Annotated in this window: 1 protein-coding gene and 1 pseudogene; both read right to left on the bottom strand. The window is 67.7% G+C overall.

Annotated features, from left to right (window positions below; translation table 11 throughout):
* Positions 1-233 (bottom strand): annotated as a pseudogene (locus JCM25156_RS25920) (methyltransferase); the annotation flags it as partial.
* Between the two features lie 10 nt (positions 234-243).
* Entirely contained in the window at positions 244-1002 is a 759-nt protein-coding gene (locus JCM25156_RS17770) for a glycine betaine ABC transporter substrate-binding protein (RefSeq protein ID WP_025814208.1), read from the bottom strand.
* Positions 1003-1077 lie beyond the last annotated feature (75 nt).

The following is a 1077-nucleotide window of genomic DNA, read 5'->3' as shown; positions in this document are numbered from 1 at the left end:
CCATCCCCCGTGCCGCAGCCCGCCACCAGCACGCGCAGCGGCAGGGAGCGGGGGCGGGTCGCGCCGAATACCCAGTAATCGATCTCACGCAGGTGGCTGGGACTGCCGATCAGCAGCCTGCCCTTCTCCTCACGCGGGTCGCGGGCGGGATAGGGGTAATGCTCGTACTGGGCCTGCAGGCCCGCGTCACGCGCATCCCCGGTACGGGTGGCGTCGCATTCATGGCTGGTCATGATACGGGCCTCAGCGCGGCAGCAGCCTGCCGCGCTGCCATGCCTCGGCGGCGGCTTCGGCGCTCATGCCGTCATGGCGCATGGCGTGGTCCAGCGCGCTCACCACCTTGTTGCCCAGTGTCAGTTCATCCAGTTCGTCCAGCAGGTCCGAATCCATATCCGCGCGGATGGCCGAACGGATCAGGATACGGGCCTCCTGTTCCGCGCCGCAGGCGGATTTCGGGTCTTCAAGCTGGATCAGGCGGCTGCCGTAATGCAGGAAGGAAGGCTGCCATGTGGGAATGATTTCGGGCAGGCCCTTTTCCAGCACATGCGCCGCATGTGCGAACGCCTCCGCATCGGGGCGGGTGGCGATGGTATAGCCCGCTTCCGTCAGGTCATAGGTCGCCACGACCTGCCGGACGCGATCCAGGACCGAGGCCGGAGCCACGATTTCGCGCCCCATGGCGTCACCCGCCGCCGCCAGTTCCGCAAGCGACGTGATGCCGGTTCCCGCCGCGTCGGGCACGCAGCAGCCAAAGGCGGGACGGTACAGCTGCCCGAACGCCTGCATGCCCAGATCGGGGGCGAGGAAGGCGGCATCCACCTCCGGCAGCCAGGCGGAAACGAACAGGTCCACATCGCCACGGCGCATATGCTCCGCCATTTCCGCGCGCGGGGCCACGACATATTCTATTTCAAGCTCATAGGCTTCCAGCACGCGGGCCACGGCGGCGGCGGACGCCTGCTGCACGGTCGTGTCCAGATGCCCGAGGGTCACGGTTGTCATGTCATTTCATTCCTTGATGGGGAGGGATCCGGCCTGTCAGCCCTGCGGCTGGGGGGGGCTGCGGGCGCACCGGCC

Source organism: Komagataeibacter kakiaceti JCM 25156, from assembly GCF_000613305.1.
This window is presented reverse-complemented; position numbering and strand designations above follow the sequence as displayed.